12 protein-coding genes, 3 pseudogenes and 1 other annotated feature are annotated in these 16,220 nt (G+C 47.9%); of the genes and pseudogenes, 9 read left to right on the forward strand and 6 right to left on the reverse strand.

Annotated elements, in window-relative coordinates:
- The first annotated feature begins 364 nt into the window (after nucleotides 1-364).
- Both ABLC00_RS19070 and ABLC00_RS19075 read left to right on the forward strand, forming a co-directional pair.
- Entirely contained in the window at nucleotides 365-670 is a 306-nt protein-coding gene (locus tag ABLC00_RS19070) for a helix-turn-helix domain-containing protein (protein ID WP_046267491.1), read from the forward strand.
- Nucleotides 670-1,935, forward strand: coding sequence for a type II toxin-antitoxin system HipA family toxin (locus tag ABLC00_RS19075; RefSeq protein WP_000934716.1), 1,266 nt, complete (start codon nucleotides 670-672; stop codon nucleotides 1,933-1,935). Before ABLC00_RS19070 ends, ABLC00_RS19075 begins: the two co-directional genes overlap by 1 nt.
- Before the next feature lie 541 nt (nucleotides 1,936-2,476).
- Here the strand turns inward: ABLC00_RS19075 and ABLC00_RS19080 are convergent.
- A complete protein-coding gene (locus tag ABLC00_RS19080; protein ID WP_369028971.1) occupies nucleotides 2,477-4,393 on the reverse strand; it encodes a Tn3 family transposase in 1,917 nt (638 codons plus the stop codon).
- Between the two features lie 63 nt (nucleotides 4,394-4,456).
- Entirely contained in the window at nucleotides 4,457-5,161 is a 705-nt protein-coding gene (locus tag ABLC00_RS19085; RefSeq protein ID WP_001067858.1) for an IS6-like element IS26 family transposase, read from the reverse strand.
- Here ABLC00_RS19085 and ABLC00_RS19090 point away from each other — a divergent pair.
- On the forward strand, nucleotides 5,152-5,535 hold the full coding sequence (locus ABLC00_RS19090) for a recombinase family protein (protein WP_228272592.1): 384 nt from the start codon (nucleotides 5,152-5,154) through the stop codon (nucleotides 5,533-5,535). The genes ABLC00_RS19085 and ABLC00_RS19090 overlap by 10 nt on opposite strands.
- Nucleotides 5,536-5,717: 182 nt before the next feature.
- Nucleotides 5,718-6,951 (forward strand): annotated as a pseudogene (locus tag ABLC00_RS19095) (IS3 family transposase).
- Nucleotides 6,007-6,123, forward strand: a sequence feature (AL1L pseudoknot). Its footprint overlaps the pseudogene before it by 117 nt.
- Nucleotides 6,952-7,468: 517 nt before the next feature.
- Here the strand turns inward: ABLC00_RS19095 and ABLC00_RS19100 are convergent.
- The 3 genes and pseudogenes from ABLC00_RS19100 to ABLC00_RS19110 all read right to left on the reverse strand — a co-directional run bounded on the left by ABLC00_RS19100 (nucleotide 7,469) and on the right by ABLC00_RS19110 (nucleotide 9,813).
- The gene (locus tag ABLC00_RS19100; RefSeq protein WP_000480968.1) at nucleotides 7,469-8,305 is read right to left on the reverse strand and encodes an aminoglycoside O-phosphotransferase APH(6)-Id; all 837 of its coding nucleotides are present in this window, start codon (nucleotides 8,303-8,305) and stop codon (nucleotides 7,469-7,471) included.
- Entirely contained in the window at nucleotides 8,305-9,108 is an 804-nt protein-coding gene (gene aph(3'')-Ib / locus ABLC00_RS19105; protein WP_001082319.1) for an aminoglycoside O-phosphotransferase APH(3'')-Ib, read from the reverse strand. The genes ABLC00_RS19100 and aph(3'')-Ib overlap by 1 nt, the downstream gene beginning before the upstream one ends.
- Before the next feature lie 65 nt (nucleotides 9,109-9,173).
- Nucleotides 9,174-9,813 (reverse strand): annotated as a pseudogene (locus tag ABLC00_RS19110) (recombinase family protein).
- Between the two features lie 125 nt (nucleotides 9,814-9,938).
- Between ABLC00_RS19110 and ABLC00_RS19115 the strand changes: the two are divergent.
- From ABLC00_RS19115 to ABLC00_RS19125, 3 genes are read left to right on the forward strand one after another with little or no spacing between them, the layout of a single operon-like run.
- Nucleotides 9,939-12,824, forward strand: coding sequence for a Tn3 family transposase (locus tag ABLC00_RS19115; protein WP_001138082.1), 2,886 nt, complete (start codon nucleotides 9,939-9,941; stop codon nucleotides 12,822-12,824).
- A 59-nt stretch (nucleotides 12,825-12,883) separates the two neighbouring features.
- Nucleotides 12,884-13,012, forward strand: coding sequence for a hypothetical protein (locus ABLC00_RS19120; protein ID WP_032073144.1), 129 nt, complete (start codon nucleotides 12,884-12,886; stop codon nucleotides 13,010-13,012).
- Nucleotides 13,013-13,049: 37 nt separating this feature from the next.
- Nucleotides 13,050-13,535 carry a hypothetical protein gene (locus ABLC00_RS19125; protein ID WP_006581703.1) on the forward strand — a complete coding sequence of 162 codons (486 nt, stop codon included), beginning with the start codon at nucleotides 13,050-13,052 and terminating at the stop codon, nucleotides 13,533-13,535.
- A 196-nt stretch (nucleotides 13,536-13,731) separates the two neighbouring features.
- Here ABLC00_RS19125 and ABLC00_RS19130 read toward each other — a convergent pair.
- A protein-coding gene (locus tag ABLC00_RS19130; RefSeq protein ID WP_085940648.1) for an IS4-like element ISAba1 family transposase occupies nucleotides 13,732-14,822 on the reverse strand; the annotation gives its coding sequence in 2 pieces (ribosomal slippage) (nucleotides 13,732-14,282 and nucleotides 14,282-14,822; 1,092 coding nt in all).
- A gap of 89 nt (nucleotides 14,823-14,911) precedes the next feature.
- On the opposite strand from ABLC00_RS19130, the gene sul2 reads away from it, so the two are divergent.
- Together sul2 and glmM are read left to right on the forward strand one after the other, a co-directional pair.
- Complete coding sequence (sul2, locus tag ABLC00_RS19135; protein WP_001043260.1) at nucleotides 14,912-15,727, forward strand: sulfonamide-resistant dihydropteroate synthase Sul2; 816 nt, start codon at nucleotides 14,912-14,914, stop codon at nucleotides 15,725-15,727.
- A gap of 86 nt (nucleotides 15,728-15,813) precedes the next feature.
- Nucleotides 15,814-16,056: pseudogene (gene glmM / locus ABLC00_RS19140) on the forward strand (phosphoglucosamine mutase); the annotation flags it as partial.
- Nucleotides 16,057-16,220: the final 164 nt, after the last annotated feature.

Genomic DNA, 16,220 nt, shown 5'->3' on the forward strand with positions numbered 1-16,220 from the left:
TCACGCCCAAAAAATTTATACTGAAAGGCAGATTAAGCCCGTTCGAGTTACATATAGCCGCATGCTATATTGAAAGCATTAAGAAAATATCCTCAATATTTATAGGATTTTTAAAGTATGAACTAATTTTCGAAGAACCCTTTCTAAGTAATGTGACCTATTAGGAAAAATGAAAATACTGAAATCTCCGTATCAACAATCAGTCAAAGTACATCCTGATGATTTTCTGTAACCGATACCCAAGGACTATACCTACCCTTCTGATGTGCTGTGCAACAAAGCCCTCCTTAGCCACACTATAGCTATAGATTAATTCCATTATTTTGTGATTTAATTAAATTATTCATTCTTAAGACCCAATTTAATGGATTTATATTTCACTAAACCAGAAGAAGTTGTGACTCTTTTAGGTGAGCGTTTACGTAAGCAACGACTCTTTCTGGAGATGTCTCAAACTGAGGTAGCAGCACGCGCTGGTGTCGGCGTGAATACAGTTTCGAATCTTGAAGCGGGACGAAATGTATCTGTTGAAAATTTAGTCCGTATTGCAATGGTCTTGGGTCGATTAAACGAACTTCAGGAACTATTTAAACCTCAGCTTAACAGTGTGAATGACATTCTTCGCTATGAGAGTCAAAGTAAGCGCCACCGTATTAAGAGGAAGGGATAATGCTCAATAGACTTAATGTTTATTACAACGGTTGGGACGAATCATGGTTATGGGGAACGCTGATTAGTTCAACAGCCACGACAGGTAGACCCACCATTGCTTTTGAATATAGTCCAGAAGCAATACAGCAAGGTGTTGAGCTCTCTTCTTACTTGCTGCCTTTAAAAGGTCTACCATTCAGACAAGGTTTTCCTACTCATCAAATGGGACTCCCAGGTCCAGTCTATGACGCTTTACCAGATGGTTGGGGCATGATGTTGATGGATCGATATTTCAAAAAAATTGGCTTAAATTCAGCACGAATTGGACCTTTGGAGCGTCTGACCTATATTAGTAGTCACGCAATGGGTGCCCTCTCCTTTGAACCTTGTGTTGCTGACATGCAAACCTCAGAAAATATCCCTTTACAACAACTGGCCCAGGAAGTTCAAGAAGTACTCAAAGGTGAAGGTGGTGAATTTCTACAGCATTTATTGGTCATGGGTGGCTCCCCTCAAGGTGCCAGACCAAAAGCGTTGGTTTACCGAGATCCTGTCAATTTAGAGTTTTCGACTCAAGATTCTGATCAACATGAAGCCTGGCTGATTAAGTTTCCTGCTCAGCAAGAGCATCCTGAAGTCTGCGCCATTGAAGCCGTCTATGCAGAATGTTTGCGACTTTGTGCAATTGAGACTCCAGATACCCATTTCTTTAATTTGCCCAATGGTTTAACGGCTTTTGCTTCTAAACGATTCGATCGTCAAAATGGTATGCGGATTCCAATGCAGAGTTTGGCTGCATATACAGGAGCAGACTATAAAGTTCCAGGTAGCCTAGACTATCGCAATTTTCTCCGGGCAACCTTGATGTGTACGCAAGATGTACGAGAAAGATTGCATGCTTTTAAACGTGCTGTGTTTAATGTGCTTTTCAATAATCGGGATGACCATACTAAGAACTTTTCATTTCTCATGGAGAAAAATGGTCAATGGAAATTGGCTCCAGCCTATGATGTGACCTTCTGCGAGGGTCCAGGTGGTTATCATCAAATGGACATTATGGGAGAAGCGCTCAATATTTCCCGAAGTGACATACATAAACTCGGTACTTCAGAAGCTAATCTGACTACTCTAGAAGTCGATGAGATCATCTTGACCATGCGTGAAATTGCACTTCAATTTAGTCAAATTGCGCAGCGCCTGTATCCCCATCAAATTCGAGAATCTACCCTACAGATGATTCAATCACGGATTCAACAGAATATTGATTTTTTAACTGAAACCTAAGCGTAAATATAAACTAAGCGCCAACCATCAACTGCAAATAGACTTTGATATAGTTAGTCGCTACATAATCTGTAGAACCTGTGAATTAGCTCTCTTTATAATCACGAATATTAGATGGATCACCGCCAAGATATATTCTGCAAACGTGAAATCACTACATCCAGATCGAAAATCACTAAGAAAAAACTGTCACCAAAAAAAGGTCTGCACTATGGATAGATGCAGACCAAACTCTGGATAACTACCAGCACGAGAAATATGTCGCAATTTTGCATAGACATGAATTTGATAAAATCAGCCCAGAAAGCCAGAAATTCATAAAAACTATTTCATCAATCCCCTATAACTTAATCACGTTCATGGTCGATCTTAAATCTTGTGAAAAGTACTCATGCTGACCTAGCCAAACTGTAAAACTCATGTATTTATAGCCTTTAAATGAATCTTTCAATCGGTATATTTAAGGTAAAAACTAGTAATCAGAAGTTATTATCACCCCCATATAAAACAAGGATCAACTTAAAAACAATAACTTAGTAAATTATTCTTTCATTTTTTTTATATTTAGTGTTATCCCATATACGCCGCGATGTGTCGCATTCGCAATTAGAATAGCCAATAAATCATCCTGATTGGCGCCTACTTGTTTTTGTATTGGCAGCACGTGTGCGAAGCATTGCATAAAGTTGGTTTCTTGTTCAACATAACGCAACACATCAGCAATACTGACGGGGATCATTTGTTTAAAGAAAGGGTTGTTGACAAGTGATTGGGAGCCTTTAACTGGCAGTCGCCATCGTGTGCCACTTCGGCTCTTCATGATCACATTGCGGTTATCACCATTATCAATGTGACGAGCAACATCTTCTAGGGATGTTGTTAAGCGTATTTGTTTTACTTGCAGTAGCTTCTGAATCGGCTGCTTTAGCTTTTCCAATGTTGATGATGCCAATAGATCAGGCTGTATTGACGATGCAATTAAGTCGTCTTCTAGCGCACGATATTTAGTGACGTTTGATAAGTAAATTCGACCATTAAGCCGAGAAGCCAGTTGACGGTAAAGCAACCATTCGTATCGCTGTGGATGAACAACATCCTTGTTAATTAACCATGGACGATGTTTTTGTTGGATAAGTGTACTATCCATTGTTTGCAATGTATTACCTGCTAATAGTTCTGTTTTTGTGGTTTTGAGCTGGGTCACTAATGCTTCTGAGCCTTTACCTGCTTGGCATTCAAGACATAGAAACACGGGCCTTAATAACTGCTCAATTAACCCGTTTTGATCATCATAATATTGCCATTGATATTCTTCTACCGTGCGTTTTTGCTTTTTTAAGTACAGGCATAGCGTTTCTATATCTTGGTTATTCATTACACTTAATGCTTGTTGCCTAACCGTTGCAAATGGTTGATTATCGTCGATACTGTCATCAACAAACAGATGCAGTAATTCTGCGGCTTTGGTGACATTGTCTGCAGCTGACCTCCATGAGTCAAACACTGCCTGTTGGGCAAACGCATGCGCAGCTTCTTGTTGTTTACGGATATGATGAATAAACCCATCAGCCAATCGCTCTAGGCTTTGCCGTATGCGTTGAGTCAGAAAACACAGCAACCATAGGTGTTGCTGTGGACGCTTAAAGCGTTTTAGTTTACTGCCATAATAATCCACCATTTCACCGAAGTGTTGTTGGTTTTTAGACGATAAGGCTAAGCCCTTAACAGCATTATCAATCTGTCTTGTATAAGGCTGTAACTGATGATACACCGTCAGTTCTTTTTTTAGCTCTGTCACCATAACGCTTTTTGCACCGGCTCGAAGCTGGCTTAAGGAGAGCCCATCTTTGTCATCGATAATAGTATTTAGAAATCCGTGTAGTTCAGATGAAACATGAATACGAAGCTTATTATTTAACGCCTTCTTGACCTGTTGGATAACACGACTGATAAGCTTTTGTAAGACAGTATATTTAGGGATGGCAATTCTATGCGTTGCTAGATATTCAGCGGCTGCATCGAATAGATAACGAGGCTCAAGCCAAGCTTTGCCGACCATAACAAGATGTTCGTACAGCGGCGCAAAGTGCAGACTTTCGTCCCATTTCTGATAGTTTAATAACCTCAGTATTCTTTGATATATACGGTCACGCTGCATCTTATTAATGCTGAAAGGCCTGATCCCTTTGCCTCCTTGAACTTGCGTTGAAATAAACTGCATATCGTCAAAGATGAGGTTAAAGCTAGGTGAAAGAATCTCAGGCTTAGACTTAAAATACCCTAATAACGCAATGAAATAGCATCGGTGGTTCCTTAGGCGAATACTTTTCAACTCTGTTAACTCGATCTCGTTTGGCGTAAAATACAATCGTTGTTGTTCAAGTGATAATAGCGGCGGAGAATATAGATCAAGCTGCTCAGCTTTGGTAAGAATTGATAGTTCGTTTTTTATAGCCATAGGAATTAAATGGCACTGTTGCAAAGTTAGCGATGAGGCAGCCTTTTGTCTTATTCAAAGGCCTTACATTTCAAAAACTCTGCTTACCAGGCGCATTTCGCCCAGGGGATCACCATAATAAAATGCTGAGGCCTGGCCTTTGCGTAGTGCACGCATCACCTCAATACCTTTGATGGTGGCGTAAGCCGTCTTCATGGATTTAAATCCCAGCGTGGCGTTGATTATCCGTTTCAGTTTGCCATGATCGCATTCAATCACGTTGTTCCGGTACTTAATCTGTCGGTGTTCAACGTCAGACGGGCACCGGCCTTCGCGTTTGAGCAGAGCAAGCGCGCGACCATAGGCGGGCGCTTTATCCGTGTTGATGAATCGTGGGATCTGCCACTTCTTCACGTTGTTGAGGATTTTACCCAGAAACCGGTATGCAGCTTTGCTGTTACGACGGGAGGAGAGATAAAAATCGACAGTGCGGCCCCGGCTGTCGACGGCCCGGTACAGATACGCCCAGCGGCCATTGACCTTCACGTAGGTTTCATCCATGTGCCACGGGCAAAGATCGGAAGGGTTACGCCAGTACCAGCGCAGCCGTTTTTCCATTTCAGGCGCATAACGCTGAACCCAGCGGTAAATCGTGGAGTGATCGACATTCACTCCGCGTTCAGCCAGCATCTCCTGCAGCTCACGGTAACTGATGCCGTATTTGCAGTACCAGCGTACGGCCCACAGAATGATGTCACGCTGAAAATGCCGGCCTTTGAATGGGTTCATGTGCAGCTCCATCAGCAAAAGGGGATGATAAGTTTATCACCACCGACTATTTGCAACAGTGCCTTATTTTTCATAAAGAGAATTTGACCTTCAGTCATGATGTAGCACAATCGGCAATAAATAAACTCATGTTTCAGATGCTTGCTGCATTTGCAGAGTTTGAACGCTCCATGATCCGTGAGCGTCAAAAGGAAGGAATTGCAAAAGCCAAAGCGAAGGGCTTATATAAGGGAAGAAAGCGGAAGGTTGACTATGTTGAAATACGAAAAGCAATGGCTGAAGAAAATTCAACATTTAGAGGTGTTGCAGAAAAGTTTAAAGTAGGGATAGCAACAGTACAAAGAGCTTTAAAAGAAGAAACTAATAATCAATAAGGTTGATTAATGAAGACGCTTAGATATTCAAATTTAGAAAAGATCATGACCATTTATACTGAAATTTCTACTTATATTACATTTCATAATGCGACTGGTTTAACAGATATAAATAAATCAATGGAAGATTTTTGAACCGTACCGGGTTTGTCGGAGACCAAGCTTTCTGAGAGAATGTCCCGATGAAAAAAGTAAAATATACCCCTGAAATCAGAGAAAGAGCGGTTCAATTATTGATTGAATCCGAGAAAGATTATCCATCGAATTGGGCTGCGATCACCGCTATTGCTCCCTGAGCAGTATACTGCGCAAGGGTTGTACTCCTGAAACACTACGTGTTTGGTATCAAAAATATTTAGATAAACAAAATCCAGTTAAAGTACAGCAGCTTTCAGACCAAGAACGTATCAAACAACTCGAACGCGAAAATAAAGAACTGCAACGCGCCAATGAAATTCTACGTAAAGCAGCCGCTTTTTTCGCCCAGGCGGAGCTCGACCGCCCACACAAATAATGGTGGATTTTATCCATAATAATAAAGAGCTGTACGGAGTCGAGGCGATTTGTAGAATTTTACCGATCGCACCTTCAACCTATTACCGGACTCTAGATCTCTGTGAAAATCCAGAACATCGAGCAAAGCGAGATTTACATGACTTGCATCATGCTGAGGAGATTAAACGAATTTGGAAGGAAAGTTCAGGTCGGTATGGTGTACGTAAAGTCTGGCAAAAACTGAAACGTGAAGGCTATATTATTGCGCGCTGTACTGTTGCTCGATTAATGCAAAAGCTAGGTATAAAAGGTGTTTGGCGTGGTAAGAACAAACAAACCACCCGTAGCCGAGATGATCAAAAACGAGCGGATGACTTGGTAAAACGTAATTTTACTGCTGATCATCCTGACCAACTGTGGGTGAGTGACTTTACGTATATTCAAACAAATTCAGGCTGGGTTTATACTGCATTTATTATTGATGTGTTCTCACGAGCAATTGTTGGATGGAAAGTATCGACACGGATGAATACAGATATGGTGCTCGATGCATTGGAGCAAGCATTGCATGATCGAGGCATGCCAAAGAATGTGATTCATCATTCCGACAGAGGTGTGCAATATCTTTCCATTCGCTATACCAATCGTTTAGAAGCAGCAAATTTACGAGCATCAGTCGGTACGACTGGTGATTCATACGATAATGCTTTGGCTGAAACGGTGAATGGCTTATACAAAACAGAGGTGATTGAATATCTAAAAGCAGATTGGCAAGGTTTAGCGGATGTACAACTTGCGACACTAAATTGGGTAGATTGGTTCAATAAAGAGCGTGTACATAGTGCACTAGGTTATGTATCACCTTTTGATTTTGAAGCAATGTACTATGATAAGATTAACCCGTTAGGTCAGGTGGCCTAACTTAAATAAAAAACTCTCCGACAAACCCGGTACGGTTCAGTTGATTGAATTATAGGGGCTATCAATGCGAGTTGGAAAATCAAAAAAAGAAGCTTTGGCTTCTTTTTTTTTTGATCATCTATAAGTGCTTATACAACTGAGAAAATATAAAACACTTGAGAATTTTCTTAAGTCATACATTGTGACTTAAGAATTTGATAAAGAACATTGTATGAAATAAAAAAGAGAAAATCATAAATATTTGAAAAATAATAATAAATAAAATTGGCATGCAAGTTGCAATAATCTTATGGAGAATATGAGGATTTTGGTATGCAGCAACTCAATGTAGAACAGCCTCCTTGCTTTATTCATGTTACAGGGACTCAGCGTGACAAATATATCGAATTTGAATTTTCGATAGGTGATCCAGGGGTCGTTTGCGGGAGAGGGCGAAATCCTACGCTAAGGCTTTGGCCAACGATATTCTCCGGTAAGATTGATGTGTTCCCAGGGGATAGGAGAAGTCGCTTGATATCTAGTATGACGTCTGTCGCACCTGCTTGATCGCGGCCGCGATAGCTAGATCGCGTTGCTCCTCTTCTCCATCCGCGTTCCAAGCTGCGGAAAGGCACCCATAAGCGTACGCCTGGTCGAGCAGGCGACGCGGATCGACGTCCAGCGCACGAGAGAATGCGTCCGCCATCTGTGCAATGCGTCTAGGATCGAGACAAAGGTCGTCTCTGTCAGCCGGATCGTAGAACATATTGGCGGCGCCAAAGCCCACTTCACCGACCAGACCGACGGGATCTATCACCAGCCAGCCGCGACTGGAGAACATGATGTTTTCATGATGCAGATCGCCATGTAGCCCACGCAGTTCCGAGGCATTGCTCATCATTTGATCGGCTATAATCGCCGCGTGGACGTAGTCAGTTTGACAACCTGCGTTTTGATCATCGCGCGCCCGCTGAAACAAAGCTGCAAAGCGATCCCGGATCGGGAGAAGGGCAGAAGGCAGGGGTTCCTCAGATGCGGCATACAGCTTCGCCATTAGTTCCGCTGCAATTTCGGTCGCCTGGTAGTCGCCGTGCTCGGCAACGATGTGAGAGAGCATTCGCTCCCCGGCATATTCGAGCAACATCAGATTGTTCTCACGACCGAGCAACCGGACTGCTCCCCTCCCATTGCGCCATACCAGATAGTCGGCCCCGCGCAGTTCATCAGCAATGTCTTCTATAGGTTTCAATCCCTTGACGATTGCAGGAGTCCCGTCTGGCAATGAAACTTTCCAAACGAGGCTGGAAAAGGTGTCCGCAATGAGAACAGGTTGCGAAACGTGCCAATGAGCAGGAAAAACAGGCGGCATGAACATCAACCCCAAGTCAGAGGGTCCAATCGCAGATAGAAGGCAAGGCGTTCGCGGTCGGGGGCTTCGATCCCCAATACATTGAATAGGACAGCGAAGGCGCGCTCTGCTTCATCTGGCGCTGCCCAGTTCTCTTCGGCGTTAGCAATCATGAGTGCCAAATCGGCATAGCGATCTGCTGTTCCGAGCCGCCCAAGGTCGATCAGACCCGTGCATTGAAGAGTTTTAGGGTCCACCATGAAGTTCGGCATGCAGGGATCACCATGGCAAACAACCATATCGGTGCGCTCTTGGTCGAGCCGCACCGGTAGCTCTCGTTCGACACGAGCCAAAAGATCGAGCTGCGGCGTACTCTTGTCCTCGTCCGGTAAGAAGTCGGGATTGACGGCATTGCGGGACACCACATCAACGGCGCGTCCGAACATTCGCGACAGCCTGCGCTCAAACGGACATTGATCAACCGATAGGCTGTGAACAGCGCCAAGTTGCTGCCCCATTGACGGCCACGCTTTGAGCAAATCCGCTCCAGACAGATCAGCCGCCGGTACTCCCGGAATTGCCGTTATCACCAAGCATGCACCCTCCTGTTCCTCCTGCCAGTTGATCACCTCGGGGCAAGCCACACCTCGACCTTTGAGCCAAATGAGGCGGTCACGCTCTCCAGCGAGCTCACCGCGGCGGGAAGCAGGTGCGATTTTCGCGAAGGCATGCCCGTCACCACGTCGAAAAACAAAATCACCAGATTCTCCGCCTCTGACAGGCAACCAGTCAGAATGCGATTCACCAAAAAAAATATTAGTTCGATTCAATGGAGGTTCCTTCAGTTTTCTGATGAAGCGCGGAGGTGGCTCAACCTGCGAAAAGAAACGAGTTGCTACGTAAGTCCGAGAACATGCTTTCCATGGTCTCTGAGCTCGCCTTTGGGACCGACATATCGGTAGAGAGTGACGCGCTCGATGCCGAGTTCCTTGCAGAGATCGGAAACTGAAGTATCGCGCTGGGCCATGGCGGCTTGCGCGAGACGCACCTGAGCTTTGGTGAGCGCGAATTTTCGTCCGCCCTTGCGACCGCGCGCTCTCGCGGAGGCGAGACCCGCCATGGTGCGCTCTCGGATCAGATCCCGCTCGAACTCGGCCAAGGTGGCGAAGATTCCGAACACCATGCGACCGGACGCAGTCGTGGTGTCGATCTGAGCGCCCTTTCCAGTCAGAACCCGCAGGCCGATCTTGCGGTCTGACAGCTCCTTCACCGTGTTGACCAGATGGGCAAGCGATCGTCCGAGGCGATCGAGCTTCCAGACCACCAGCACATCGCCGTCACGCAATGACTTGAGGCAGGCAGTCAAGCCAGGGCGATCATCACGACCGCCGGAAGCAAGATCATCATAGATATTGTCCCGTTCGATGTCAATGGCCATTAACACGTTCGACACCTGCGGCGCGCAAGGCGTCGTGCTGCAGGTCGAGAGACTGCGAGCCATCGGCTTTGGAGACGCGGGCATATCCGATCAGCATGTATCACAAACGTTGGTTTGAGGCGGCGCTTCGGCCACGATTGCATTGACCTCTGGAAATGTATCTCAACCAGCTTCATAAACAAAGCGTCTTGAACGCTATCAGATTTTGAAAAAGGAACATGTATGCCGCGTCGCGTCACTCTAACCGATCGGCAGAAAGACGCGCTGTTGCGCTTGCCGACTTCACAGACGGATTTGCTCAAGCACTATACGCTGAGTGATGAAGACCTTGGGCATATCAGGCTGCGTCGGCGCGCTCACAACAGGTTCGGCTTCGCCCTGCAATTGTGTGTCCTGCGCTATCCCGGCCGGGTGCTGGCTCCAGGCGAACTGATCCCTGCAGAGGTCATCGAATTTATCGGAGCGCAGCTTGGCCTGGGTGCCGACGATCTCGTAGACTATGCTGCCCGCGAGGAAACACGGCACGAGCATCTTGCCGAGTTACGGGGGCTCTACGGCTTCCGCACCTTCTCCGGACGTGGTGCGAGCGAGCTGAAGGAATGGTTGTTCCGAGAAGCCGAGATGGCGGTGTCGAACGAGGATATCGCCCGTCGCTTCGTAGCCGAGTGCCGACGCACCCGCACTGTCCTTCCCGCGACATCCACGATCGAGCGGCTTTGTGCCGCGGCTCTCGTCGATGCCGAGCGACGCATCGAGACGAGGATCGCCAGTCGGCTGCCTATGTCGATCCGAGAACAGTTGCTGGCATTGCTCGAGGAGACGGCTGATGATCGGGTGACCCGTTTTGTGTGGCTGCGCCAGTTCGAGCCTGGCTCGAACTCTTCGTCGGCCAACCGGCTGCTCGACCGGCTCGAATATCTGCAACGCATCGATCTCCCCGAGGATCTGCTTGCCGGCGTTCCTGCCCATCGGGTGACTCGTCTGCGCAGGCAGGGTGAACGGTATTATGCCGACGGCATGCGCGATCTCCCGGAGGACAGGCGGCTTGCGATCTTGGCTGTTTGCGTCTCGGAATGGCAGGCGATGTTGGCCGACGCAGTGGTCGAAACCCACGACCGGATCGTCGGCCGTCTCTACCGTGCTTCGGAGCGTATTTGCCATGCAAAGGTCGCAGACGAAGCGGGGGTGGTGCGTGACACCCTGAAATCCTTCGCCGAGATCGGGGGCGCCCTGGTCGATGCACAGGATGATGGCCAGCCGCTGGGCGATGTCATCGCGAGTGGGTCAGGGTGGGACGGCTTAAAAACCCTTGTTGCAATGGCAACCAGGCTGACCGCCACCATGGCCGACGATCCGCTCAATCATGTGCTCGACGGTTATCACCGCTTCCGCCGATACGCTCCACGCATGTTGCGCCTGCTCGATCTGCGAGCTGCGCCCGTTGCACTGCCGCTTCTGGAAGCGGTGACGGCCCTTCGTACCGGTTTGAACGATGCCGCGATGACCAGCTTCTTGCGGCCCAGCTCGAAATGGCATCGCCACCTTCGGGCCCAGAGGGCTGGCGACGCTCGCCTATGGGAGATCGCGGTGCTGTTCCATCTGCGCGATGCGTTCCGCTCCGGAGATGTCTGGCTTACTAGGTCCCGGCGCTATGGCGATCTGAAACACGCACTCGTTCCGGCACAATCCATCGCGGAAGGCGGTCGTCTCGCTGTGCCATTGCGGCCGGAGGAATGGCTGGCAGACCGGCAAGCTCGCCTCGACATGCGGTTGCGCGAGCTTGGCCGTGCCGCTCGCGCAGGCACGATCCCGGGCGGGTCGATTGAAAACGGCGTTCTGCATATCGAGAAACTCGAAGCCGCCGCGCCGACAGGCGCCGAAGATCTGGTGCTCGATCTCTACAAGCAGATCCCGCCCACGCGCATCACCGATCTCCTGCTGGAGGTGGATGCGGCGACCGGCTTCACCGAAGCGTTCACCCATCTGCGCACAGGAGCACCCTGCGCTGACCGGATCGGGCTAATGAACGTTATCTTGGCGGAAGGGATCAACCTCGGCTTGCGCAAAATGGCGGATGCGACAAACACCCACACCTTCTGGGAATTGATCCGCATTGGACGGTGGCATGTCGAGGGCGAAGCCTATGACCGGGCGCTGGCCATGGTGGTCGAGGCACAGGCAGCGTTACCCATGGCCCGGTTCTGGGGCATGGGCACGTCGGCTTCGAGCGACGGACAGTTCTTCGTCGCTACAGAGCAAGGTGAGGCCATGAACCTGGTCAACGCGAAATATGGCAATACCCCGGGCCTGAAAGCCTATAGCCACGTCTCCGACCAATATGCGCCGTTCGCAACCCAGGTGATTCCTGCAACGGCAAGCGAAGCGCCTTACATCCTCGATGGCCTGCTGATGAACGATGCTGGACGCCATATCCGCGAGCAGTTCACCGACACGGGCGGCTTCACCGATCACGTCTTTGCCGCATGTGCCATTCTCGGCTACCGGTTCGCTCCGCGCATCCGCGACCTGCCATCCAAACGGCTCTACGCGTTCAATCCGTCGGCCGCCCCGGCGCACCTGCGAGCGTTGATCGGCGGAAAGGTCAACCAAGCCATGATCGAGCGCAATTGGCCCGACATCCTGCGCATCGCCGCCACCATTGCTGCCGGGACCGTCGCGCCAAGCCAGATTCTGCGGAAACTCGCCTCCTATCCGCGGCAGAACGAGCTCGCGACAGCCCTGCGGGAAGTCGGTCGCGTCGAGCGCACCCTGTTCATGATCGACTGGATTCTGGATGCCGAACTCCAACGGCGTGCCCAGATCGGGCTCAACAAAGGCGAAGCTCATCATGCGCTGAAGCGGGCAATCAGCTTCCACCGCCGCGGTGAAATCCGCGACCGTTCCGCCGAAGGCCAGCATTACCGCATCGCCGGCATGAATCTGCTCGCCGCCATCATCATCTTCTGGAACACCATGAAGCTCGGCGAGGTCGTTGCAAACCAGAAACGCGATGGAAAGCTGCTATCGCCCGATCTCTTGGCCCATGTTTCGCCGCTCGGATGGGAACACATCAATCTCACCGGAGAATATCGCTGGCCAAAGCCTTAGCGTAGGATTCCGCCCCCTCCCGCAAACGACCCCATCCAGAGTTAGCTGTAGAAATGATTATGCCAGTCAAGGCTTTTGAAGAATTCTGCGCACACCATCAAGTACAGCACCTAAGTACGGATGATTTTGCAAAGATTGAATATGACCGCATGAAGTGGCGATTTGGACAGGCCGGTATTAGAGAATAAAAACTCTAGTCTTTATTAAAAAATCAGGAAGATTTATATGCAAATTGATATTAAAACATCTTCAGTTAAGCCTTTAAGAAATACTTATGCTTATATTGAAAAAAGATTTGGTGATAAACCAGCTTCACGTTATCAAGAAGCGACCTACGATATTCAGGAAGAAATTAATTTTCATTACAAACCTTTATGGCAGCCTGAATTTGATCTTTACGATAAGGGCCGTACTGTAATCCAAATGAAAGATTGGTACGTGCTTAAAGATCCTCGTCAATTTTATTATGGGGCTTATACCCAAACTCGAGCTAAACAACAAGAGATTTTAGAAAGTAATTTTACGCTTGTTGAAAAACACGATTTATTAAGAAATATTTCTGAAGAAATTCTAAACAAAGTAACGAAATTACTACTCCCACTTTATTGTAAACAAGACATTTTTATCTTTTATATTCAATGGCTTATTTTCCTGCTAATTGGTAATACCATGAAAAATACCATGCTCAGAAAAGGCTTAACAATATTTTGAAAAATTGCCTACTGAGCGCTGCCGCACAGCTCCATAGGCCGCTTTCCTGGCTTTGCTTCCAGATGTATGCTCTTCTGCTCCTGCAGCTAATGGATCACCGCAAACAGGTTACTCGCCTGGGGATTCCCTTTCGACCCGAGCATCCGTATGAGACTCATGCTCGATTATTATTATTATACTCTGTACACGACAAATTTCACAGAACCCTTATCCTATCAGGATTCTGCTTTCTTAAAATTGCCAAAATTTCCTTAAACTCTTCTTTTTTCCCAAAACCAATTAAACGCTGAATCGCCATTTGAACATAGTCTAAACCATAGCGAAATAAACTCATTGAGAGTCGTCCATGCTTCTTTATTTTTATCGCTTTTTTTTGATTATGTTGCCATTCACCCGTTAAGTAACACCAACAGAAGCTTATAGCTAACACCGCAATCAATTTTTTCACTCGTCTAGGGTCTGTCAAGCGCGTATTTTCAAGATTAAACCCGCGTCCTTTGAGACAACTGAATAAGGTTTCAATTTCCCAGCGTAATGCATAATCCTGAATAGCATTGGCATTAAACTGAGGAGAAACGACGAGTAAAAGCTCTCCATTTTCTAACTGTAGTGCACTTATATATAGTTTCACCCGACCAACCAAAATCCGTCGTTTACGACATTCAATTTGACCAACTTTAAGATGGCGAAATAAATCACTAATTTTATGATTCTTTCCTAAATGATTGGTGACAATGAAGTTTTTTTAACACGAATGCAGAAGTTGATGTCTTGTTCAATTAACCATGTAAACCACTGCTCACCGATAAACTCTCTGTCTGCGAACACATTCACAATACGGTCTTTACCAAAAATGGCTATAAAGCGTTGAATCAAAGCAATACGCTCTTTCGTATCTGAATTTCCACGTTTATTAAGCAATGTCCAAAGGATAGGTATCGCTATTCCACGATAAACGATTGCGAGCATCAGGATATTAATATTTCGTTTTCCCCATTTCCAATTGGTTCTATCTAAAGTCAGTTGCACTTGGTCGAATGAAAACATATTGAAAATCAACTGAGAAATTTGACGATAATCAAAATACTGACCTGCAAAGAAGCGCTGCATACGTCGATAAAATGATTGTGGTAAACACTTGATGGGCAAGGCTTTAGATGCAGAAGAAAGATTACATGTTTGCTTTAAAATAATCACAAGCATGATGAGCGCAAAGCACTTTAAATGTGACTTGTTCCATTTTAGAGATTTGTTTAAGATAAGATATAACTCATTGAGATGTGTCATAGTATTCGTCGTTAGAAAACAATTATTGTGACATTATTTCAATGAGTTATCTATTTTTGTCGTGTACAGAGATTATTATAGAAGCCCCCATGAATAAATCGCTCATCATTTTCGGCATCGTCAACATAACCTCGGACAGTTTCTCCGATGGAGGCCGGTATCTGGCGCCAGACGCAGCCATTGCGCAGGCGCGTAAGCTGATGGCCGAGGGGGCAGATGTGATCGACCTCGGTCCGGCATCCAGCAATCCCGACGCCGCGCCTGTTTCGTCCGACACAGAAATCGCGCGTATCGCGCCGGTGCTGGACGCGCTCAAGGCAGATGGCATTCCCGTCTCGCTCGACAGTTATCAACCCGCGACGCAAGCCTATGCCTTGTCGCGTGGTGTGGCCTATCTCAATGATATTCGCGGTTTTCCAGACGCTGCGTTCTATCCGCAATTGGCGAAATCATCTGCCAAACTCGTCGTTATGCATTCGGTGCAAGACGGGCAGGCAGATCGGCGCGAGGCACCCGCTGGCGACATCATGGATCACATTGCGGCGTTCTTTGACGCGCGCATCGCGGCGCTGACGGGTGCCGGTATCAAACGCAACCGCCTTGTCCTTGATCCCGGCATGGGGTTTTTTCTGGGGGCTGCTCCCGAAACCTCGCTCTCGGTGCTGGCGCGGTTCGATGAATTGCGGCTGCGCTTCGATTTGCCGGTGCTTCTGTCTGTTTCGCGCAAATCCTTTCTGCGCGCGCTCACAGGCCGTGGTCCGGGGGATGTCGGGGCCGCGACACTCGCTGCAGAGCTTGCCGCCGCCGCAGGTGGAGCTGACTTCATCCGCACACACGAGCCGCGCCCCTTGCGCGACGGGCTGGCGGTATTGGCGGCGCTGAAAGAAACCGCAAGAATTCGTTAACTGCACATTCGGGATATTTCTCTATATTCGCGGTTCAGCAGGCATGTCCCCTTTGAGGGCGACCCGACGACAGGATAATCGACCTTATGGTGCGCAAATATTTCGGCACAGACGGTATTCGTGGCAAAGCCAACGAAGGCGCGATGACGGCGGAAACCGCCTTGCGCGTCGGCATGGCGGCTGGCCGTGTCTTTCGTCGCGGTGACCACCGCCATCGTGTCGTGATCGGCAAGGATACGCGCCTGTCGGGCTATATGCTTGAACCCGCGCTCACAGCCGGTTTCACCTCGATGGGCATGGACGTATTCCTTTTTGGCCCGCTGCCGACAACGTATAGGAAGAATAAACGCCCTTTTCACCCAAGTCCAACAGCTTTGGACCGCAGTTGACTCTTTCGACACCCCTGCGATGCAACCCAATCCGGCTGACGGGGAGCCAGCAACGCTGAAAATTTACCCTCCTCTTTCCCACTAGCGGCTCCTTTTCCGACAAC

This window comes from Acinetobacter nosocomialis (genome assembly GCF_041021905.1).
Taxonomy (GTDB): Bacteria; Pseudomonadota; Gammaproteobacteria; order Pseudomonadales; family Moraxellaceae; genus Acinetobacter; species Acinetobacter nosocomialis.